This window comes from Streptomyces sp. NPDC002911, assembly GCF_053591835.1.
Map to the genome: position 1 here is coordinate 1 of NZ_JBSFUO010000049.1, position 19,903 is coordinate 19,903.

Consider the following 19,903-nt stretch of genomic DNA (forward strand, 5'->3'; position numbering starts at 1 on the left):
TCAGAAAACGGGACCAGCCCCGCACTCTCAGTAACGTCCACTACACGCTGAGAGTCACCAAACACCCCGCCTGACCTGCAAGAACGTACTAAATCCCCGGCATTGCTGGTAAGAGGCACTTTTCGCTTACCTGGCCACCCGTCGGGTAGCCGGCTTCATGAAAGCGCGAGGCTAGGCCACGCGGGCCTCGGCGCACTCCCGTTCGCCGGCGGCCGACGTAGGCCGGAAACAGACACGGACCGTGCTGCCGGGGTGGGCCTCAGTCATCTCGGTGTAGAGGTAGGTTTCCGTATCGGCACTGTCCTCGATGCGTACATCGTGGGTCGGGCCCCCCGCCGTGACCTCTACCCGGTCGCCGATCCGGGCTCCCCACAACCGGGCCCAGCTCGCGCCGCACTTCTCGCTGTAGCGCAGCTCCACGTGAGCGCCGGTGGCCGTGCGGTACGTGGTGAGGGTGTCGGGGCCGATGGCGCAGATCAAGCGCATCGGGTCCTGTCCCTCACAGGCGGCTCCGTGACACTGGGGGGCGAGGGAGTAAGGCGAGGAAGCCGACAGCGGCTCACCCTCCTGGGTGTGGCGGGTCAGCATCATGAAGAGCACCAGCACCAGCACCAGCACCAGCACCACTCCGACGACGATCACGGTGTACGCCGACGCCAGCGCCCGCATGAGTCGGCCCCTGCGGCCGCGCGGCCGCCCGGCCGCAGTGGGCCGGGGCGGTTCCTGCGGCTGTGGCCGCGGCTCCTGGGCAGCAGGGGCCGCCGCACGTCCACTCCAGTCCGCCTCGGCGATCTCCCATAGGGCCAACAGCCGCCCGTCCGGTTCGTTCGCGACTCGGCACAACTCCTGTACGGCCCGGCGAGGGGGCAGGCTCTTGCCGTTGAGGTAGCGCTCCCACGAGGACTTGCTGTACGCCGTGCGTTCCGACAGGGCCGCCAGGCTCAGACCGGTACGAGCCCGCAGCTCCCGCAGCACCGCGGTCAGGCGGGTGTGCTCCGCGGTCACTTCGGTGCCGCCTCCCGAAGGGCCTTCCAGGTGTGCGGGCCGATGACACCGTCCACCACCAGCCCGTCACGTGTCTGGATGCGCTCGACCGCGCGCTGCGTCTTGGGGCCGAAGATGCCGTCGATCTCCGTCAGAGAGATGCCCGCCCGGCGCAGCAGGCACTGTGCCTCGGCCACTTCCGGCCCCACGTGGGTGTACGCCAGAATGGTGTCCCTGGTGCGGCTGAGGCCCGCATACCAGCGACCGTCACGCCGCTCCAGTCGGCAGGTGTAGACGACCGGCACCAAGGACTCCGACACGGTGGACGGGGCCGCCACGACCGGGCCGGCGAGGTCGTCCGCGAGCTCGGCGCGGGCATCGGCGAGCTGCGCGGCCAGCAGAAGCGCCGCGGAGACGGACAGCACCAGGGCCACCACTCCCGCCGTCACCAGGGCGCGCGGGTAGCGTCCGTGCGGCCGCCGTTCCGTGGGCGGCGTGTGCGCCGGCGTCGAGGGGCCGCTCTCCGGAGCATCAGCGGCGGATCCGCGGCCCTCCAGCCAGCGTTCGGCGGCGATCTCGTGCAGCACCAGCAGCCGGGTCGGATCGTCACCGCCGATGCGGGCCATCGCCTCGACGGCCTTCCACGGCGGCAGTGACCGGCCGTTCAAGTACCGCTGCCACGACCTCGCGCTGTACCCGGTCTTCTCCGCCAGCTGCCGCGTACTCAACTCGCTGAGGTCCTTCAGTCTGCGCAATCGCACGATCAACTGGTGGACTCGCGGATGCAGTTCCACCGGCAGCGCCTTCCAACGCGACACGTCTCCCCCACTCGCATCAGGGCCCGCCATCCGGCCCTCCGTGTCCCGGCCTCATTCTGTATCAGCCATCACAGAGCTCACGCAACGGCTGCCCCGCCTTGATACAAGATCATCTACTTCCCCTCGTGGTCGTCCCGCCGCAGCGACACAGCGGGCGACGTCCCAGCAGGTCAGAACATTAGGTGTCCCAGGATTACGCCACTTCCGCGTCAGCAGTGGCTGAGCATCGCGCCGAACCCGCAGTCTCATTGCGGAGCCGACCGATGCTGTCGGCTCCGTTCATCGCACGTCAACGGAGGAGACAAAAATGCGAGCTGTCACCAAGATGCTCGTCAGTGCCGCCGGCGCGGTCGCTCGCCCGACCAGGGCTCGTCTCGCCGCTACTGTCGGCGTACTCGCCACCGTCACCCTTACCGGTATGGCCCTTGCGCCCTCAGCCGCGGCGGCAGACCCGTACCCGACCTGCAACACGTACAAGAGCGTCAGTGGGCACAAGGTTCCCGCCTACGGGCAGCCGACTCCCACTCTGACCTGCAACCTCGTCCTCAACACCAGCAGGTCCAACGAGGCCGTGAAAGTCCTCCAGACCAGCCTCAACGCCTGTCACAACTTCAGCCTTACCGTCGACGGCTACTACGGCGAAAAGACCTTCCTCGCCGTCAGATCCATCCAGGCGGCCTACCTCGGGGAGGCCCACGCCGACGGCTACTACGGCCCTCGGACCCGAGACGTCATGAAGCATTGGGGCATCAGTGGCTGCAGCAGGATCTGACGCGGACCAACAACGCGAGCTCGCGTAAGGACAGTCCAGAAAGTCAGGGAACCGGCTCGCCTGCTCCGCCGATGGGGCCAGGCCGTCCACTCCGGCAAGCACGTTCTCCAGTTCACCGGGATGGGCGAGCTGTTCTCCGGCCGCTCCACGCGCGCGGGGTTCAGCAAGGTGATGCAGGCCGTCGATGTCCCGCTGCGTAAGCCACCGGTACCGGCCGACGTCCGGACGCACCAACGCCAGACTTCCACCCTCACCCCACCCCACCGCGGTCACGACCGCCACGACAAGAGAAGATCCCATGCGACCGGAAATACTCACCAGGTCCTTGATCACAGCGTCCCTGGCGCTGGGACTCACGGCCACCGGCCTTGCCACCGCGGGCACGAGCTCCGCCGCCGAGTCGAGCGCCACCGGCGCCGGGGCGTACGGGACGACCGCCGTGGTCAATCTCGGTCTGAGCACCAGGCAGGCCAAGGGCATGCAGGAGATGCTGATCGCCTACGACCTCGACAGCAGCATGGTTGTCGACGGGGCTCTTGGTCCCGACAGCTGGAAGGCCATGCAGCAGATGCTCAAGTGGTACCACGACTACGACGGCGCCCTCGACGGCGTTCCGGGCCCGAAAACCATCGTCGCCCTGCAGAAGTGGCTGAAGGAGGACTGGAAGTACACCGGCCGGCTCGACGGCGTCGCGGGCGAGGGAACACAGGCGGCCTTCGCCCGCGCGGGCGATTACTACTACCAGCTGTACTTCTGATTGCGCCCCTCTGGGGGCGGATCCACTCCGCCCCCAGAGCTCGTGCCGCGCGCCTCAGCCATGACAGCGAGGACCGCATGTCCGCGAAGCACCTGAGCACGCTTACCGCTGCCGCACTTCCCACCATCGGTCTGGTCGGTGTCCCCTACCACCCCCACCCCGTTGCAAGCAGGCCCTCTCCGAAGCCACCTGCGCCTGACACACCGGCCCACCAGCCCCCGGCGGGCGAACCGCAGCGACCTCGCTCCGCATTCACCACCAACCCGGAAGGACGAACTCATATGCGTCACAGCTCCCTGACGAAGGCCCTGGCCACCGTCGTCGCCGTCGCTGCCCTGGCCACCGTGGGTGCCTCCGGTGCCGCATATGCGGTCCCGGCGCCACCCGTTGCCGCTCCGCAGGCGGCGGCCGCCGTGGTCAACCTCGGCCTGACCACCACCCAGGCCAAGCACGTGCAGTGCTTTCTCGACTACGGCTGGGGGTACGCGGGCGCGATCGACGGGGCACTGGGGACCAACAGCTGGAAGGCCATGCAACGCTATCTCGCCGCCTATGACTACGCCGACTACAACGGGGCCATCGACGGTGCCGTCGGTCCCCAGACAGTGATGGCGCTGCAGCGTGCTCTGAAGCGTGCCTGGGGCTACACCGGACTGATCGACGGCGTGGCCGGAGCCGGGACCCAGGCCGCGTTCGTCCGGTTGTCGGAGACGTCGAAGGTTTACTGCTGACCGGCTGTTCGACCCGCGCGGGTGGCGCCCGAACCGCCGGGCTCATGACGCGATCGCCGAGACTCGCGGCACTTCACCGCGACGTCAGCCCGGTGCCCCACCGTGGATCCGGATGCCCTGCCACCGGCCGTCGTCGGCGAGTTGCCTGGTCACCTCGACAATGCCCTGACGGACCACGGCGACGGCTGTGCGCGGTTCGTAGCGGTCCGTGCCGGTACGTACGGCGATGTGCCGTTGAAGTGCGGGATCCACGATCCTGCGTACGCCGAGACCGCGCGGGGCCGTGTGTCCGGCGACCGCGGACAGCGGCAGGATCGTGCACGCCTCGCCGCTCTCCGCGATGCGGATCAGCGTGCCTAGCGACTCCACGTCGCCGACGATCGTGGGACTGAGGCCCTGCGCCGCGAACGCACGGTCCACCAGAGTGCGGAGATTGCTGCGGCCTCCGGGTGTCACCAGCGGCACCCGCCGCAGATCGTGGAGGGATACCTCGTCCTCGGCGGGCGGGGCCGGTTCCGGCTGTCCGATCAGGTACAGCTCCTCGGAGTACAGCGGGACCTCCGCCGGCCGTGGCGCGTCGTCCTCACGGTAGACCGCGGCCACATCGAGGCGTCCCGCCAGCAGCAGTTCATGGATGTAGCCACTCATCGACTCGAACAGCTGCAGGTGGATACCCGGGTAGTTCGCTTTCGTCCAGGAGAACAGGGCCGGCGCCAGCTGAGCGGCGACCGTGGTCGGCAGCCCGACCGCTACCGGGCCGTGCACGCGGTTCCGGCCCTGGGCGACGTCCTGCGCGAGCCGGTCGAACTGGCGGACGAGCTGCTGGGCATCCCGGTACAGAGCCTGCCCGGCGGCCGTGGCCCGCACGCCCCGGGGCCCGCGCTCCAGGAGCCGGACGCCGAGATGGGACTCGAGCTGATCCATACGGTGACTGACCGCGGGCTGGGACACATGCAGCACCCCGGCAGCCCGGGACAGACTGCCGGATTCGATGACGGCGATGAAAACGCGCAGGTGGGCGATGTCCACGATGGTGCCTCGGTGCTGCCTTCCCTACCGTCCGGCCCGCTCGGCCTCCCGGGCGATACGCCGGGCGCGTTCCACGATCGGTCGGTCGATCATCTCACCGTCCGCGGTCGCCGCACCATCGTGGCCGACGGCCAGCACCCGCCGGGCCCAGCTCACCTCGACGTCACTGGGTGCGAAGGCCGCTCGGACAAGCGGGATCTGAGCCGGATGGATGCACAGCTTCCCTCCGAAGCCCCACCCCTTGGCTCTGGTGGCCTCGCGGGTGACGACCGCGGTGTCCCGGAGGGCGGTACTGACGCCGTCGACCGGCGCAGGCAGCCCGGCCGCCGCCGACCAGCGGACCAGGTCGCTCCGGGAGGAGTCGAGCGCCGCGTCGTCGCTGGTGCCCAGATCGAGCGCGAGGTCGACGCTGCCGAACAGCAGACGTACACACGCGGGCGCCACGGCGATCTCCGGGAGGTTCACCAGTCCGCGAGCCGATTCGATCAGCGGAAGAACGGCCGCACCGCTCTCCTCGGCAGCAGCGCGAACCTCGGCGGCGGACTCCGCCTTGGGCAGTACGACGGCCGCCGGGGACAACTCGCGGCACACGGCGAGATCGTCGGCGATCTCCGCGGTACGGGACCCGTTGACCCGGACCACCACGGGCACCCCGGTGTCGCCGGGCCAGGCATCCCGCAGGTTTGCCCTGGCCCCCGCCTTGCCGTCCGCGGTCACACTGTCCTCGAGGTCGATGACGACGACGTGGGCACCACTGCCGACGGCCTTGGCGAACCGCTCAGGCCGGGACGCCGGCACGAACAGCCAGCTCACCGCAGTGCTGAGCAGGCCGTCGGCGGCGGCGAAGCGGTCCGGACCTCCGCCGATGCCGCTCATGCGACGCCCTCCGCCACGAGCTCGTCGATCTCGCTGTCCGCAAGCCCCAGCTCGCTCAGGATGGCCCGGGTGTGCTCGCCGAGATCCGGCACCGGATCCATCCGCGGCTCGTCGGTGACCAGGCCGGGAGGGGCGAGCGAAGCCACCGGGCCGGCCGGGGTCTGAATCTTGTGCCAGCGTCCGCGGGCCGCCAGCTGCGGGTGCTCCCAGACCTCGGCGACCGTGTTGACCCGGGCGTTGGCGACCGGAACCGAGCCGAGCAACTCGATGGCCTCGGCGCTCGTCAGCTCGGCGAAGCGCTCGGAGACGATGCTGCCAAGGGCGTCGCGGTGGGCGTTGCGGACCGCGTTGCCTGCGTAGTCCGGGTGGCTCGCGAGCTCCGGCTGCTCCAGGAAGCGGTCACAGAACGCCGCCCACTCGCGCTCGTTCTGGATGCTCATCATGACGACCTTGCCGTCACCGGCGACGAACGGGCCGTACGGATAGATGGTCGCGTGCGCGGCGCCCGCCCTCGGCGGCGGTTCGGCGCCGCCGTAGGCGTAGTACATGGGGAAGCCCATCCACTCGACCGTGGCCTCCAGCATCGACACATCGATGTGGGTGCCTGCTCCGGTCCGGCCGCGCTCAAGGAGTGCGGCGAGGATCGAACTGTAGGCGTAGACGCCGGCGGCGATGTCGGACACGGAGATGCCCACCTTCGCCATCTCGTCGTCGGTTCCGGTCACCGAAAGCAGTCCCGACTCGCTCTGCACCATCAAGTCGTATGCCTTCTTGGACGCGTACGGACCCCCCGCGCCGTAGCCCGAGATGTCACAGACGATCAACCTCGGGTTGGAGGCCACCAGATTATCGAAGCCGAGCCCCGCGCGGGCGGCCGCGCCAGGTGCCAGGTTCTGGATGAAGACATCGGCATCGGCAAGGAGCCGGCGCAGCACGTCCATGGCGCGCGGGTCCTTGATGTCGAGGGTGAGTGACTCCTTGTTGCGGTTGACCCACACGAAATGGGAACTGAGGCCGTTCACGCGCGAGTCGTACGCCCGGGCGAAGTCACCGGTCACCGGCCGCTCCACCTTGACCACGCGGGCTCCGAGGTCGGCGAGATGCCGGGTGGCGTAGGGAGCGGCGATGGCCTGCTCGAGTGAAACGACGGTGATGCCGCGTAGGGGTTGCATATCCTTCTTCCTTCGGTTGTCGAAAGGGCTGTCACGCCACGCGCTACGAGGCTCACGCCACGAAGCTCACGCCCACGACCAGGACCAGCGACACGACCGACGCCAGCGCGGTCACGAAGGTGAGGGCTTTGAAAGCCCCTCGGGTGGTGATTCCGAGCAACGCCTGGAACATCCAGAAGAAGTTGCTGTTCACCTGCAGCGCGAACAGCGCGCCGGAACCGATGGCCAGCGCGAGCACTTCGGCCGGGACATCGAGACTTCCCATGATCGGGGCGACGATGCCGGCGGCGGCGATCGCGGCGACCCCGATCGAACCGATGGCGAGGTGCAGGAGGGCCGCGACCAGCCAGACGAGGAGAATCGTCACCAAGACGGGCATGCCGGCGTCGGCGGAGAAGATCCCCGCGAGGGTGTGGTCGAGTCCGGACTTGCCGATGACCGCGCCCAGCGAGCCGCCGACGCCCGTCACGAGCAGGATCTGCCCGGTGCTGTTGAAACCCTGCGTCACGGACTCGCCGACCTGCTCGCGGGGGAGCGTCCATCTCGCAAGCACATAACCCCCGAGCAGACCGACGAAGAGGGCGAACGCGGGGTTACCGAGGAACGTGAGCACATCGGACTCGATCCCGGCGGCTGCGGTGATCGCGCCGGTGGCGATCAGCAGCAGCGGGATCAGGATGGGCAGCAGCGACACCGACAACGGGGGTATCCGGCGCGCCGCCCTGGGCTCGGCGGCGGCGTGGCGCTCGGCGGATTTCTGGAGCACCTCGGGCTTGCCCGGCTCGGCAGGCCCGCTGACTTCTTCGCTCGCGTCGTCGGCTGCGCCGCCCGCCACCTCGTCCCTGTCCTTGTTCCAGAACCCGTGCTTGAGCATGCGGCTGTAGATGAAGACGGTCAGCAGAGCGGTGAGCGGGCCGAGCACGAACCCGTAGACCAGCATCGTGCCGAGCGGGACGTCGAGGAGTCCCGCGATCGCCAGGGTGCCCAGACCGGGTACCACGAACACGTAACCGACGAGGATGCCCGCGCTGAGCGCCCCGCCCATCAACGGGATTCCGTTGTGCCCTATCCGCCGGGCCGCGGAGCGGGCCAGCGGAGCGGCGAGAACAAGCTGGACATCCACGTAGATCGAGGGAAATACCGCAGTCAACGCAGTGGCAAGCGCATAGGAGATTTTCCCGGGACCCAGAACGCGCAGGAGTTTGTCAACGAGATTCTGCAATACGCCCATTGAATTGAGCAGCGATCCGAGAAGCACTCCGAAGCCGATGAGCAGCCCCACTTCGGCCATTATTTCGCCGAATCCCTCGACGATCGTAGTCATCGTGCCTTCGAGTCCGAGCCCGGCGGCGACGCCCAGGTAGATCGAGCCGATGACCAGCGCGATGACGGGCTCGACCCGCGGTACCAGAATAAGCAGGACAACCGCGGCAATCGCAATCGCAGCGTGCAGGGCAATCAATTTCTCAGATCCTCTCGCCAGGTCGCGCCGGGTTCTCGCGACAGTTGCCACACGGGCCAGGGAGCGCCTCCATCACGCTTCCCCGCGGCGTGAGTTCATGTGATGGAAACATAGCCGGAACGTGGCCGGTAGAGAGGGATTCCCGATGAGGGCATAAGCACCGGTTATAGCTCTGTCCATCGATCCGGGCCGGTAACGACCGACCGCTACCGGCCCGGAGTGCTTTCGGCCGGTCCGGCCGGCTCGCAGAGGGCCCCGCCCCAGATCGCGCTCGTCGCCGGGTCCAGCGGAGGCGTCGGAGCCGCTACCGCCGAACGCCTGCACGCGGCGGGCGCCGTGGTCATCGGCTGCGACCGCACGGCACCGGACAGCCGGCCGCCGTGGCTCGCGGACTTCCGTGAGCTCGACGTCACCGACGAGCAGGCGGTGCACGGCACCGTGACCGGGATCCGGGCGGTATTCGGGACGATCGACGTCCTGGTGCACGCTGCCGGAGTGCTCGGCAACGAGCCGGACCTGCTCACCACCCCGAGCTCCGAGTTCGCCCGAGTGATGGCGATCAACGCCACGGGTGCCTTCTCCGTACTGCGCGAAGTCGGGCTGATCATGCAGGCCCAGCGCTCCGGCTCCATGGTCGCGGTCGCCTCGGTGGCCGCGAAGGAGGCCCGTCGCGCGTACGTGCCGTACAACGCCGGCAAGGCGGCTGTGTTGAACATCTGCTGGTCGCTCGCTCTGGAACTCGGCCCGGACAACGTGTCGGTCAACTGTGTGTGCCCCGGGCCGGTCAACACCGCCATGTGGGACCAGCTCGCGACCCGCGCCGGCAGCGGCGACCCCGAGGGGGACCAGCGCGCCCGCCAAGCCCGAGCCGCCCAGATCCCGATGGGCCGGTTCGCCGAGCCGGAGGAGGTGGCGGCGACCATCGCCTTCCTCAGCGACCCGGCAAACCGTCACCTGACGGGTCTGAGCCTGGATGTCGCCGGTGGCGCCCGGGCGGGGGACGGGCAGTTGATGGAACGCCTCCGCACGGGGAGCCGGGGACACATCCCGGGTTCCGTGAGCCGGGGCCCGGGGCCCCGCTCGACGGGCGATGGCGTCGCCGCCTGACCGCCTCCCGCGCGGCGGACTCCTTCGCCTCCAGCAGACCCAGCACCGACGCCATCAGCAACCCCCATCGATCAAGAAGCAGGACGGCCCCGACGCTTCCACACCGACGCAGAATTCACCCCTGACCAGCAGAAACTCAACGACCATGACCGGAAAGACAACGGCTTGAATAAAATTGCACCGGAAGGGTCACACAACCGTTGGCCAGCGGTTGCTGTTGATTTCACATGCGCCGAGCCGCATGCAGACGCGTCTCGCTGTCGTTTACCGAGTGTCCTTTCCTGCCCGAACCCCGTCCGGCCACGGCACGCAGATGAGAGAACCAGTTCTACGTCACCGAAAATTACAGAGCACCTGTTCTGACACAGCTTCTGAAGGCCGAGGAGCACCCGGTGCCGTTCCATGTCGCCTCACAGAGGACTCGAGGGGTTTGGGACGGACCGGGCGGCAGGTTGCCCGCTGTGTCTGTTCGGGCGTCGCGTGCTCCGGTGGTGCGCCGGTTGCTTGCCCTGCGCCGGGAGGGGAAGCCGATCACCCGGCAGGTGCGGTCGGCGGCGGACGTGCTGGGGGTGCGGGAGCGCGCGGTGTGGCGGTGGCTGGCTGCCGCTCAACGGGACGAAGCGGTGGCTGCGGCACCGGGGGAGCGGGCCCCTTATCACGGGCGGTTCGCAGTCACGGACGACCTCCGGGCCTTGTTCGCGCTGTGGCCTTCCCCGAGCACACGAACGCCGGGGAGGAAGGCGCGGTGGACCCGGTGCCCGGCCGTGTCGATGCCGTTGGCGAACTGGCGCAGGACCTCGCGCCGCTCGGACACGAGGTGGTCGCCGCACAGCCACGCCGACCACACCCGGTCCGGGGGTACGTGGCGGCCGACCTCCAGCTCGTAGGAGGCCGCGTCGATGGGACGATGCGGGCAGCCGGTCCGCGGCCCGCCAGGTCTTCCTCGGAGGCGTCGTTGACGTACAGCTCGGCAGGGACTCGGGCAGCTTTTCCGCGAACGTGGCGGCCTCTTCCACCTTCTGGTGGAACGTCATGGTGCGCAGATCCCACGCGGCGCCGTGCTCCAGGGTGCGGTCCGCAAAAGCGCCGGACGTCGGTCGCGCCGCCTCCTCGGACTCCCCGAGGACGGGGGAGGGGTCGCGGATCTCCAGGACGTCGATCTCGAACCCGGCGAGGATCTCCCGTTCGATCGCCTCCGACAGCCCGAGCTCTGTGGTGGCTTGGGCGGGCCGATCGCGAAGCGTGTGATGCAGGCGGTGCTGGGGAAGCAGGTCCCCGCGCCTGAGGTACGGCGGTCAGGTCCGGGGCCGGACCGGCACGCCCGGACCGGCGCAAAATAACCAGGGTCCGGGCCGACCGACTGCCGAAAAGCGCGTGTCGCGAGGCAGCACATTGTGCGATCATCACGTGCGCTCTTTACCTGTCACACGTGACAGGTACGCGTCCAGCACTGCCGAGCCCGCCCGTCGTACGCGGAGGCTCCGGCGCACACTCCACTTCACCGCTCCGGGGGGAACGGAATGTCTCATCGCTCGTGTACGGCCGCGAGATCCGCGGCGTACACCGCTCTGCTGATCGCACTGGCGGTCATACTCTCGTCGGTACTGCCCGTGAGGTCGGCGCAGGCCTACCCCACAGGCACCACGGCCGACGCCACCACCGCCACGGACTGTTCCGCCCTTCCGCTCTCCTCCTTCGGCGAAGCCGCGCCCGCCGAGGGCACGGTGGACATCCCCGCAGACGGGACCGTCTGCTTCACCTTCACCGTGGAGCGGCCCGGACTGCACCGCCTGCTCCTGACCGGAAGCGGCAGTCACAACACCTACCCCTCGGTGTTCGACGGAGAGAATCCGGTCGACTGCTACGACCCCGAGTGGGGCGCCGGCTGGTGCGCCCTGACCCGTCAGGGCGCGTACACGCTCCGACTGTTCAACAACTGGGCGGATCCGAGCAGACCCACGGTCGCCATCGTTCCCCTCGGTACCAACGAGGGCTGCGCCCCCGAGACAGACACCCGCTGGGACACCGCGCCGCTCACCGGATCGGCGGCCGGGCCCACGGCCGTCCAGTGCCGGCCGTTCACGGCGAAGCCCGGAGAGCGGATCACGAACGACATCAGGACCGTCGTGTACGGCCAGGGCACGTCCTGGATCACCGACGAGACCGGTGCCCGGATCTGCCCGCACTTCAACGAGGACGACAGCGACGGCTGCGTCCTTCCCGGTGACGGCCCCTACCGTGTCCTGTCCCAGGTCAGCGAGTCGGAGAACGGCTTCCCCGCCGCGTACACCCTGAAGATCCGCAGGCTCTCCGACCCGGCCGGGTGCGCCCACGTCCCGCTGAACGCGTACAACTCCGCGCCCACCGCGGGAGACGCCTCCACCGGTTGCAAGATCTTCACCGCCCCGGCCGCCGGACGTCACGACGTGTACGGCGTCGGCTCCGGCGTCCGCACCGTGCTCGGTGTGTACGACCGGGAGGGAAAGACCGTCTGCACCACGTGGTCGGGATGTGACCTGCCCTCGGCCGGGGACTATACCGTCCTCACCGACGACTCGACCCTGATCATCGACCGGGCCTCCACGGCCGGCTGCGTGCCTGCCGAACTCGGTGTGTACACCGGCGCGTTCACGGCGGGTGGCGAGATCGACTGCCTCTCCCTGCCGCTCCCCGCAGGCGCCCGCATGGCTGCGCTGAAGGCTCTCAACGGCCCCGAGCCTCGGCCTGACGTGACGGTCGTCGACGCCGACGGAGTCCAGCGGTGCGAGGGTTCCGCCCTGTCGGGCGGGACGTGCGAACTCACCGGGAAGGCGCCTTTCAGGGCCCTGGTCTCGACCGATGACACGGATCCGCCCACCGGTGCGTACACCCTCGCCCTGCACCGGACGGACGTGGCGAGCGGCTGCCCGGCCATCCCGGCCGGCGACTTCTCCGCCACCAGCCCCACCGCCCGTCTGTCCACGGGCGACGGTGTCTTCTCGCACTGCCTGAGCATCCCGGCCGACGACCACCGCGCGCAGGAGAACCTGCAGCTCCAGGCCGCCCCGGGCACGGCGTCCACCGCCCAGTTCTCCGTGCTGGACGCCGCCGGCAAGCAGGTCTGCTCGATCTACTCGTCGCTCTCCACCTGGACCACCTGCGAGCTGGCCCCTGGCGTCGCTCACACGGTGCTCTTCACCGGCCGCGACGCCGACGCCGACTACACCCTGACCCGGCGGGACGTCACCGCCACCGCGAAGGGCTGCACCGCGAACCCGGCGAGCCGGGTCGGCGGCCCGTCCACCGGCGGTGCGCTGGGCGCCCCGGGCGCCCTGCTCTGCCGTCAGGTCACCACGGCCGACGCGAAGGACACCCTGCATCTGAACGTCCGTGACACCCTGGGCACCGCGAACGTGGTCGCCTACGGGGCGGACGGTGAGGCCCTCTGCAATAAGAACGCGGCGTGTGCGGTCTCCGGCTCCACCAGCTACCAGGTCCTCGTCACCGTGCGGGCGGGCCTGAAGGCGGCCCCCGCGTACCGCTTCGACGCCCTGCGTGTCGCCACTGCAGCCGGCCCGGCCGACGAGTGCGCGAAGGTGCCCAACGTCAGTTACGGGTACGGCCCGGTCACCGGGACGCTGGACGAGTCGCACAGCGCGGTGTGCGCGGTGCTGCCCACCGCGTACAACGACCGCTTCGAGATGAAGATCAGCGACACCGAGGGCGCGGCGGCGACCACGGTACCGGCGCTGTACGACGCGAGCCTCGACAACGGCTGCATGCGCTTCCTGCCGGACGGCTACGAGTGCTACGTCAACGAGCCGCGCAGCACGGAAGTGACTCCGAGCATCCTCGTGCTGTCGCTTCCCGAGACCGCCTCGCGGACCTCCTACGAGGCCGAAGCGGTCTGCATGTCCATCCGCTGCGGTCCGGAGAAGGTCACCGTCGGTCAGGTGTCCCCGCTCACCGGCGTCGCGGGCACTAAGATCACCGTCCAGGTCTCCGGCACGGCCCTGCACGAGGACGACAAGGTACGGATCCACAAGTCCGGCAAGACTGTCGAGGCGGCCACCACCTCGGTGTCGGCCGACCGCAAGACCCTGACGGCCGTCCTCGACCTGACCGGGCTGACCGCCGACAACTGGAGCATCAGCGTCGTCACCCACAACGCGTGGGAGTACGGCAAGGGCTCGTTCACTGTCACCGAGGCACCGCTCCTGAACCGCACGCCTCCGGTGGTCTCGGGCACCGCGAAGGTCGGCGGCACCCTGACGGCGAGCACGGGCACGTGGTCGGGGCCCCCGACGTCGTACGCCTACCAGTGGAGCGCCGACGGCAAGGCGGTGGCCGGGGCGACCGCGTCGGCGTACACCGTCCCGGCGGCGCTGCTCGGCAAGAAGGTCTCGGTGAGCGTCACGGCCCGGCGCACCGGACACGCCAGTGGCAGCTCGACGACGGCGGCGGCGAAGGTGGCCGCTGGTGTCGCACCCAAGGCCACCAAGGCACCCACTGTCTCGGGCACCTCGAAGGTGGGCAAGGTGCTCAAGCTTGCCCGTGGCACGTGGACGCCCGCCCCGACCTCGTACACCTACCAGTGGTACGCGAACGGCAAGGCGATCGCGGGGGCGACCAAGACGTCGCTGACGCTCAAGACCGCCCAGCGGGGCACGAAGATCACGGTGAAGGTGACCGCGCGCCGCACCGGCCACAGCAGTGGTTCCGCAGTCAGCAAGGCCACCAAGGCGGTCGCCCGCTGACCGTGTGGCGCCATCTGCCGAGCGCAGCGGCCGGGCCTTCCATCCCTGGATGGAAGGCCCGGCCCGTTTCACGGCAGAGCCGGGCAGCCGTGTGACGGGCCGTGCCGGCGGCCGCCTGGACGAGGTCCAGCTCCGGGACCGTGAGCTGCCTGCTGCTGCGGCACGGGTGTGCCGGACAGACCGGGCTTCGCGCCGCTCAGCAGGGCCAGCAGTTCCGTCAGGGCGTCCACGCGCCAGTCCGCCGTCTCCGTCACGTCCGGGTGGCCCGCCCACAATGCCCGTACGGGCCGCGGCGGATGTGGGCCGCCCGCAACCCCCAGGACTTGGCCGGGAACAGGTCACGGGCCGGGTGGTCGCCCACGTACAGCGTGGCGTGCGGGGCCGCTTCCGAGACCTCCAGCACGCGCTCGAAGAACGCCCGGTCCGGTCTGGCGACGCCCCACTCCTCGGACGTGACCACCAGATCGGCCGGCAGGTCCAGGGCGCTGGCGGTGGCCTCCTGCCCCGCCAGCTCATCGTGATCGGGGTCTGCCCTGCGATCGGCCAGTCCACTTGGCCCTCGACTTCGCCCGCACCGCCGCAATCGCTCCAGCTCGTGGAGACCGGTTCCACCCGTCGTGGATGATGTCCCCCTCATCACGCAACGTCCTGGGGGGACCATGCGCACCCGCACTACCACCGCCGTGCTCATCGCCGCCGGCCTGGCCGCCACGCTCACCGCATGCAGCGGCGAAACCAGCAGCACCGAGGAGACCAAACCCGCGAAGAGCAGCGACGCCTCAGCGATCACACCCGAGCAACGAGCTGCCGCCAGGCAGGCGGCCGGGCTGCCCGCAGAACCGAACCCCGCACAACGCCAGGTGTACCTCGAGAGCCTGAACGCCATCGATACGGACATCGTTCACGGCAAGGACGACAAGGCTGTCAGCCGTGGCATCAACGGCGGCACCGTGAAGACCAGCCCGGACGACTGCATCAAGCTCATCAAGACCACGAACTCTCGCTTCACCTCACCGGATCACCCTGACGGCCACGGAACCATCAAAGCCGAGCGCATCCTGAACGTCGTGCGCGAAAACATCTGCCCCGACTTCTGACCTCGCCAGGGCTGGGACTCAGAAGACCTGTTGCCGCTGCGCCATCCCGCTGCTCCTGCTGGCCTGTCGGCGGTTCCGCGCCGCTTCCTCGCTCACAGCTGCCATCACTGCGACGAGTTCTTCCTGCCTCTCACGGCTCTGTGCTGCCAAGCCCTCTTCGAGCTTGCCGCTTTCGCAGCCGACTGCGGGAAGGTCCCGACATCTTGCCCACCGCTGGTTCCGCGGGTGGTTCCTGGTGACGGAAGCTCCGTCCGAGGCTGCCGCCCCACTTCTTGACCTGCCTCCACGTTCCGACATCGGCCGTGACCGCGATCACCCACCGATGCGGCCCACTGGGGGAGAGAAGCAGCGGGGCGCCACCCTCGGCAGTGGTGTACAGCGCTCCTCGGCCTCGCGCCGGAGCGGATCAGCGGGCGGCCGGCGGCCGCCCCGGCTGAGGACGGCCGCGTCGCTCAACGCCGGGACGTCCTCCGGTAGGGGGCTGGTCCTGCGAGTGGACGGTGATGGCGACCTTGCCGCTGGGGCGTGGGGAGCCGTTGGCGGTGGTGCCGTCCTCCAGCAGCTTGTGTGCCTGGGCGATGTCGGTCAGCGGGAACACGGCGCCGATCACGGGCCGGAGCCTGCCCTGGTCGACCAGGCGGCTGAGGGCTTGGAGCCTTGCCCGGCCGGGGCCGACGAAGACGAAGTGGTAGGTCGCGTTCACACTCCACGCGGCGAGCAGGTTCTGCGGCTGGGGGATGTCCACGATGGACACCACGCGGCCCCGGTCGGCGAGGACCTCCGCGCTGCGGCTGAGGGTGTCGCCGCCGATCGTGTCCAGCACGACGTCCACTCCGCCGAGCGCACGGACCCGGGGTACGTAGTCACCGGTCGAGAAGTCGATGGCGGTGGTGGCTCCCAGCTGAGTGACGAACTCGTGGTCCTTGGTCCGGGCGGTGGTGACCACCTCGGCTCCGAGCGCGCCGGCGATCTGGATGGCGGCGGAGCCGACACCGCCGGCCCCGCCGTGCACCAGGACCCGCTCCCCGACCCGCAGTCCGGCGCGTTCGACCAGCGTCTGCCACGCCGTCATTCCCACGAGCGTGAGAGCGGCGGCCTCAACGTGCGACAGCCGTGCGGGCTTGCGGGCGACCAAGGCCTCGTCGACCACGTGGTACTCGGCGTAGGTGCCCTGTCCGCTGAAGATCGGTGCCAGGTACCAGACCTCGTCACCAGGCTGGAAGTCATCGGCGCCGGGGCCGTTGCCGACCACGACGCCGGAGACGTCGTTGCCGATCACGGCGGGCAGAGGCAGTTGGTCGCGGTAGTCGCCGCGCCGGGTCTGCAGGTCGAGGGGGTTGACGGAGGTCGCCATCACCCGCACCAACACCTGACCGGGGCCGGGGACGGGGATGGGCAGCTCGCGGGGGGCGAAGGCGGTGTCCGCGTCACCGAAGCGGACGAGTTCGGTGACGCGCATGGAAGTTGACATGTGAAGTACTTAACTCGTCATATCGTGAATCGTCAATATGTGCATGCGTTACGATCTCCACGTGTTCGCCGAGACTGAGATGCTGGCTGTGTTCCGGGCCCTGTCCAACCCGGCCCGCCGCCAGATGCTGGTGTGGCTCAAGGATCCGATGAGCTTCCCCGGCCAGGAGGCCGGCGACGTCGAGATGGGTGTCTGCGTCAGCGACATCCAGCAGCGTGCGGGCCTGGGGCAGTCGACCACCTCGCAGTACCTCGCGATGCTGCGGCAGGCGGGACTGGTGATCGCCACCCGGCGAGGCAAGTGGACCTACTACCGGCGCGACGAGGCGAACATCGCCCGCCTGCTGGACACCCTGCGCGATGTGTTCTGAAGGGTGTTGCACCAGGCCGTGATCAGGTGCATCCGTTGTCCGGCCGGTGTGGAGGGCCAGCGGGTGCGGGTGCGGGTGGGGACGTGGGGCCAGAATTGGAACCGGAACTCGTGGACGAAGGCGCCCCGTGTCCGGCGCGGCCGGGCACTCCAGGCTGACGCCGCCCGGGTCGCGCGGGACTGCGCTCACCTCGTAGTCAGAGAAGGCGCCTACCACCTCGACAACACTGGCACCACGGCTGGGAGACCGTCGCCGCGCTCATCGCCACGGCCAAGGCCTCCACCCGGTGACCGGCCGGCGGCGTACGCGCGCCGAACACGTCCGCGCCGCGGCCAGGAGGAGCTCGCCGCGATCCTGCGCGAGCTCATCGAGGACACCGACCCGCCCGGCGGCTTCCTCGCGGCCGTGGCGCAGCCGGTCACCGTCGCCGCGTGCCGTGCCGAGCAGATCGAGCCGGACCGCGACGGAGACGCCTCCTGCCCGCTGCACGAGACCGCCGCCCTGATCACCGACGACGCCGGGCAGCGCCTGATCTGGACTGCCCGAGCCCTTCACCCGCAAGGAGCCAGCTGAGATGGCGAGCGCGAAGGCGACGAACCCGCCGCGTGGGGAGTGCACCCAGTGCTGCTTCCACGCGTACGCCAGCCGTGGAACCCACGCCCGGCTCGGTCCGCGCGAGGACTGCCCGCAGTGCGTGGACCACATGAAGAACGGCCACCCCGCTCACATGATCGTCCGCTGACGGCGCTGCGCGAAGTTTCCCTCCTACTCACCCATCCCGCCGGGCAGCGCCCCATCCAAGCTGCCAGGCACCCCTTTCTCCCAAGGAGAATCCACAGGACCGAGCTGATCTACCCCCCGAGATGCCCGATCATGGCAACTGCGGCTATTCGGACTTGCGGAATTGCAGGCCGGATTCGGAATGTCCCTCTGCACAGCGCCGACCTCGGCCTCTTGTGAGCGTTCGGACCCACGATCCAGTCCCCTGCGGTCCGCTGCGGACGAGTGTGCTGTCTCGGAGCATGGCGCCAGGGCGCAGCCCGAGCGGCCGGCCACGGCGGATGATGGGTGGATCCGACGCCGGAGGAGCGTGGTTCCGCCATCTCACGGGACGCCGTTCTGCCGGGTGCGAGGTGACGACACCGGCTCAGGTCTCGGCGGGTAGGCGGACCGAGGCGAGCTTGGCTGGGTCGACGACGATGTGGATGCCGGTGATCTGGCCTTCGGTGACGGTGAAGGCGATGAGGGAGAGAGGGGTTCCGTCGGGGCGCCAGGACATGTGGCCGGGGATGCCGTTGACCAGGACGGCTCGATGGCGGGCGACCTTGCCGGAGAACATGCGGGCCCCGGAGGCGACTTGGTGGCGCCGAGGGTGACGACCACTCCGTCGGGGGTGTCGACGGTCGTTTCACTTTCGGGTCGAGGACACGCAGGAGTGCTTCGAAATCGCCGCTGCGCGCGGCGGCGCCAAATGCCTGGAGGGCCTCTATTAGTGCTTGGTCATGTTGGTGCGGGGTCTGGCATGTCGCGGTGACAGGTGGGGCAGGCGCCGGTCCAGATCATGAGGAGTAGTTGCAGCTCGCGGACGACTCGGTAGAGGCTCAGGCCGACGCCGTCTCTTTTGGGGATCGGTTCAGTCGCTGCAGGGTGCAGAAGGCGTGGGCGATCGAGACGAGGGTGCGTGGTGGTGCCAGCCCGGCCAGGCCCGGCCCTCGAAATGGGCCAGGCCCTGGGCCTGTTTCATCTCGCGGTAGTCGTTCTCGCTGCGCCAGCGGAGCTTCGCGGTGTGCACGGGGAAGGGCAGCGGGGTGGTTGCGGGCAGGTGGGAGAGCCAGAACTGCACGGGCTCGTCCCTGTCGGCGGGCCATTCGGCCAGCAGCCGGCGTGTCGGGAGCTCGGTGGCGGCCGTGGCCTTGCGGATCTCGCGTCCGGCGGGCGGGATCCGCAGAGCCACGAAGCGGGAGTACATGCGTTTCACTCCGCTGCGGCCACTGCCCGGCCGTGATCCCTCCCTCCACTGCACCGGGCGTGCGGAAGATTTGCCGCCGCGATGACCAGGCTCTTCACCCTCTGTGCCGGCTCGGGATAGGCAGGAACCGGCCGAGGGCCCCGGCCGGAACAGCGACTCCAGGATCGCGTCGAGACTCGTGTCGTCGGGGAGCTGACGGCGGTAGCGGGTCAGTGCCGTGGCTCTGTCCTGCCAGGCGTCGGTCACCTCGCGGTTCCAGCCGGGCAGGTCGAGGGGCGTCCGTAACCGGGCGAGGCGTACGACCTGCTCGGACCGGACCACTCAGTCGGAACCTGTGGATGCGACGCTCTCCTCCTGGGACGACGTCGTAGGACTGCTCCTCAAGACCGCCCAGGGCGAAACCGAAGAAGTGGCCTCTGCCCTGGCAGTGCCGTAAACCTGTTGCCGTTGTGGGGGGGGGGGGGGGGGGGGGGCCCCCCCGCGCCCCCCCCCCCGGGCCGGGGGGGCCCGCCGCTGTTTGTTAGCCGGGGGGGGCGCCAACTATGGTTGTTT

At 69.3% G+C, this 19,903-nt stretch carries 17 protein-coding genes and 3 pseudogenes; 8 read left to right on the plus strand and 12 right to left on the minus strand.

Annotated features, from left to right (window positions below; genetic code table 11):
* Positions 1-171: 171 nt before the first annotated feature.
* On the minus strand, positions 172-1,005 hold the full coding sequence (locus tag ACWD04_RS32525) for a DUF2690 domain-containing protein (RefSeq protein ID WP_451137339.1): 834 nt from the start codon (positions 1,003-1,005) through the stop codon (positions 172-174).
* Complete coding sequence (locus ACWD04_RS32530) at positions 1,002-1,802, minus strand: peptidoglycan-binding protein (RefSeq protein WP_451137340.1); 801 nt, start codon at positions 1,800-1,802, stop codon at positions 1,002-1,004. Before ACWD04_RS32530 ends, ACWD04_RS32525 begins: the two co-directional genes overlap by 4 nt.
* 307 nt (positions 1,803-2,109) lie before the next feature.
* On the opposite strand from ACWD04_RS32530, the gene ACWD04_RS32535 reads away from it, so the two are divergent.
* The 3 genes from ACWD04_RS32535 to ACWD04_RS32545 all read left to right on the plus strand — a co-directional run bounded on the left by ACWD04_RS32535 (position 2,110) and on the right by ACWD04_RS32545 (position 4,062).
* Positions 2,110-2,574, plus strand: coding sequence for a peptidoglycan-binding domain-containing protein (locus ACWD04_RS32535; RefSeq protein ID WP_451137341.1), 465 nt, complete (start codon positions 2,110-2,112; stop codon positions 2,572-2,574).
* Between the two features lie 325 nt (positions 2,575-2,899).
* A complete protein-coding gene (locus ACWD04_RS32540; RefSeq protein WP_451137342.1) occupies positions 2,900-3,331 on the plus strand; it encodes a peptidoglycan-binding protein in 432 nt (143 codons plus the stop codon).
* Positions 3,332-3,612: 281 nt separating this feature from the next.
* Positions 3,613-4,062, plus strand: a complete 450-nt coding sequence (locus tag ACWD04_RS32545; protein ID WP_451137343.1) for a peptidoglycan-binding domain-containing protein — start codon at positions 3,613-3,615, stop codon at positions 4,060-4,062.
* Positions 4,063-4,146: 84 nt separating this feature from the next.
* On the opposite strand, the gene ACWD04_RS32550 is transcribed toward ACWD04_RS32545, so the two are convergent.
* The 4 genes from ACWD04_RS32550 to ACWD04_RS32565 are packed head-to-tail and all read right to left on the minus strand — an operon-like array spanning position 4,147 to position 8,652.
* Complete coding sequence (locus tag ACWD04_RS32550) at positions 4,147-5,091, minus strand: LysR substrate-binding domain-containing protein (protein ID WP_451137344.1); 945 nt, start codon at positions 5,089-5,091, stop codon at positions 4,147-4,149.
* A 24-nt stretch (positions 5,092-5,115) separates the two neighbouring features.
* Positions 5,116-5,967: an HpcH/HpaI aldolase/citrate lyase family protein gene (locus ACWD04_RS32555; RefSeq protein WP_451137345.1), complete on the minus strand. Its 852-nt coding sequence runs from the start codon at positions 5,965-5,967 to the stop codon at positions 5,116-5,118.
* Positions 5,964-7,139: a CaiB/BaiF CoA transferase family protein gene (locus tag ACWD04_RS32560; protein ID WP_451137346.1), complete on the minus strand. Its 1,176-nt coding sequence runs from the start codon at positions 7,137-7,139 to the stop codon at positions 5,964-5,966. Before ACWD04_RS32560 ends, ACWD04_RS32555 begins: the two co-directional genes overlap by 4 nt.
* A 52-nt stretch (positions 7,140-7,191) precedes the next feature.
* Positions 7,192-8,652 carry a GntP family permease gene (locus ACWD04_RS32565; protein WP_451137347.1) on the minus strand — a complete coding sequence of 487 codons (1,461 nt, stop codon included), beginning with the start codon at positions 8,650-8,652 and terminating at the stop codon, positions 7,192-7,194.
* A gap of 168 nt (positions 8,653-8,820) precedes the next feature.
* On the opposite strand from ACWD04_RS32565, the gene ACWD04_RS32570 reads away from it, so the two are divergent.
* On the plus strand, positions 8,821-9,708 hold the full coding sequence (locus tag ACWD04_RS32570) for an SDR family NAD(P)-dependent oxidoreductase (RefSeq protein WP_451137348.1): 888 nt from the start codon (positions 8,821-8,823) through the stop codon (positions 9,706-9,708).
* Between the two features lie 706 nt (positions 9,709-10,414).
* Here the strand turns inward: ACWD04_RS32570 and ACWD04_RS32575 are convergent.
* Positions 10,415-10,919 (minus strand): annotated as a pseudogene (locus ACWD04_RS32575) (DEAD/DEAH box helicase); the annotation flags it as partial.
* Between the two features lie 309 nt (positions 10,920-11,228).
* Here ACWD04_RS32575 and ACWD04_RS32580 point away from each other — a divergent pair.
* Positions 11,229-14,444, plus strand: a complete 3,216-nt coding sequence (locus ACWD04_RS32580; RefSeq protein ID WP_451137349.1) for a hypothetical protein — start codon at positions 11,229-11,231, stop codon at positions 14,442-14,444.
* 68 nt (positions 14,445-14,512) lie between these two features.
* On the opposite strand, the pseudogene ACWD04_RS32585 reads toward ACWD04_RS32580, so the two are convergent.
* A pseudogene (locus ACWD04_RS32585) lies at positions 14,513-14,928 on the minus strand (HAD family hydrolase); the annotation flags it as partial.
* A gap of 175 nt (positions 14,929-15,103) precedes the next feature.
* Here ACWD04_RS32585 and ACWD04_RS32590 point away from each other — a divergent pair.
* Entirely contained in the window at positions 15,104-15,541 is a 438-nt protein-coding gene (locus ACWD04_RS32590) for a hypothetical protein (protein WP_451137350.1), read from the plus strand.
* Between the two features lie 406 nt (positions 15,542-15,947).
* On the opposite strand, the gene ACWD04_RS32595 is transcribed toward ACWD04_RS32590, so the two are convergent.
* Positions 15,948-17,012 (minus strand): zinc-binding dehydrogenase, encoded by a 1,065-nt coding sequence (locus ACWD04_RS32595; protein WP_451137351.1) that lies wholly within the window; start codon positions 17,010-17,012, stop codon positions 15,948-15,950.
* 61 nt (positions 17,013-17,073) lie between these two features.
* Here ACWD04_RS32595 and ACWD04_RS32600 point away from each other — a divergent pair, with 61 nt between their 5' ends.
* Positions 17,074-17,382, plus strand: coding sequence for an ArsR/SmtB family transcription factor (locus tag ACWD04_RS32600; protein ID WP_451137352.1), 309 nt, complete (start codon positions 17,074-17,076; stop codon positions 17,380-17,382).
* 258 nt (positions 17,383-17,640) lie between these two features.
* Here the strand turns inward: ACWD04_RS32600 and ACWD04_RS32605 are convergent, their stop codons facing one another.
* Positions 17,641-18,000 carry a hypothetical protein gene (locus ACWD04_RS32605; protein ID WP_451137355.1) on the minus strand — a complete coding sequence of 120 codons (360 nt, stop codon included), beginning with the start codon at positions 17,998-18,000 and terminating at the stop codon, positions 17,641-17,643.
* On the opposite strand from ACWD04_RS32605, the gene ACWD04_RS32610 reads away from it, so the two are divergent.
* Entirely contained in the window at positions 17,957-18,124 is a 168-nt protein-coding gene (locus ACWD04_RS32610) for a pRL2-8 (RefSeq protein WP_451137353.1), read from the plus strand. The genes ACWD04_RS32605 and ACWD04_RS32610 overlap by 44 nt on opposite strands.
* A gap of 405 nt (positions 18,125-18,529) precedes the next feature.
* On the opposite strand, the gene ACWD04_RS32615 is transcribed toward ACWD04_RS32610, so the two are convergent.
* On the minus strand, positions 18,530-18,721 hold the full coding sequence (locus ACWD04_RS32615; protein WP_451137354.1) for a hypothetical protein: 192 nt from the start codon (positions 18,719-18,721) through the stop codon (positions 18,530-18,532).
* A 262-nt stretch (positions 18,722-18,983) separates the two neighbouring features.
* A pseudogene (locus ACWD04_RS32620) lies at positions 18,984-19,500 on the minus strand (IS701 family transposase); the annotation flags it as partial.
* Positions 19,501-19,903: the final 403 nt, after the last annotated feature.

What these genes read in the sequence shown, in the direction of transcription:
- ACWD04_RS32590 (WP_451137350.1), top strand. Translation starts at nt 15,104, where the DNA reads ATGCGCACCCGCACTACCACCGCCGTGCTCATCGCCGCCGGCCTGGCC.
- ACWD04_RS32580 (WP_451137349.1), top strand. Translation starts at nt 11,229, where the DNA reads ATGTCTCATCGCTCGTGTACGGCCGCGAGATCCGCGGCGTACACCGCT.
- ACWD04_RS32610 (WP_451137353.1), top strand. Translation starts at nt 17,957, where the DNA reads ATGGCGAGCGCGAAGGCGACGAACCCGCCGCGTGGGGAGTGCACCCAG.
- ACWD04_RS32595 (WP_451137351.1), bottom strand. Translation starts at nt 17,012, where the DNA reads ATGTCAACTTCCATGCGCGTCACCGAACTCGTCCGCTTCGGTGACGCG.
- ACWD04_RS32615 (WP_451137354.1), bottom strand. Translation starts at nt 18,721, where the DNA reads ATGTTCTCCGGCAAGGTCGCCCGCCATCGAGCCGTCCTGGTCAACGGC.
- ACWD04_RS32555 (WP_451137345.1), bottom strand. Translation starts at nt 5,967, where the DNA reads ATGAGCGGCATCGGCGGAGGTCCGGACCGCTTCGCCGCCGCCGACGGC.
- ACWD04_RS32545 (WP_451137343.1), top strand. Translation starts at nt 3,613, where the DNA reads ATGCGTCACAGCTCCCTGACGAAGGCCCTGGCCACCGTCGTCGCCGTC.
- ACWD04_RS32560 (WP_451137346.1), bottom strand. Translation starts at nt 7,139, where the DNA reads ATGCAACCCCTACGCGGCATCACCGTCGTTTCACTCGAGCAGGCCATC.
- ACWD04_RS32535 (WP_451137341.1), top strand. Translation starts at nt 2,110, where the DNA reads ATGCGAGCTGTCACCAAGATGCTCGTCAGTGCCGCCGGCGCGGTCGCT.